Below are 412 nucleotides of genomic sequence, written 5' to 3'. Positions count from 1 at the left end.
ACGAAATATTTCATGAAGAAAGGATTAGACCTATATTCTACGGATTCAGAGGGAAACTCCGCTTTCAACTATGCTGCCAAGTCTGGAAACACCGAGATGATGGACTTACTGATTGAAAAAGATGTGGCTTATAAAACCTTAAACAAAGTAGGTGGAAACGCCATGTTATTTGCCGCAAAGGGAACGCGTGGCAAGAGCAATCCATTGTCGGTTTATGAGTATTTAGAATCAAAAGGAGTAGCACCTAACGCGACCACCAAAGATGGCACCACGCCTCTCCACATATTGGCTGCCAGCAATGATGATATGGAAGTGCTCAACTACTTTTTGAAGAAAGGCGTGAATGTAGAACAAGTAGACGGAGAAGGAAACAACGTGCTGATGGTGGCTTCGAAGGGGAACAAGTTGGAAG

1 protein-coding gene is annotated in these 412 nt (G+C 43.7%); it reads left to right on the top strand.

Going from position 1 to position 412, the window contains the following annotated elements; genetic code table 11:
• Positions 1–12 precede the first annotated feature (12 nt).
• The coding region (locus EOA22_RS37330; RefSeq protein WP_206521613.1) for an ankyrin repeat domain-containing protein at positions 13–412 on the top strand (400 nt) is incomplete at its 3' end.

Source organism: Mesorhizobium sp. M7A.F.Ca.US.014.04.1.1 (assembly GCF_003998745.1).
In the GTDB taxonomy this organism is placed as follows: Bacteria; Pseudomonadota; Alphaproteobacteria; order Rhizobiales; family Rhizobiaceae; genus Mesorhizobium; species Mesorhizobium ciceri.
The sequence above is the reverse complement of the archived record's forward strand: the minus strand, read 5'-3'. Positions and strand labels throughout refer to the sequence as shown.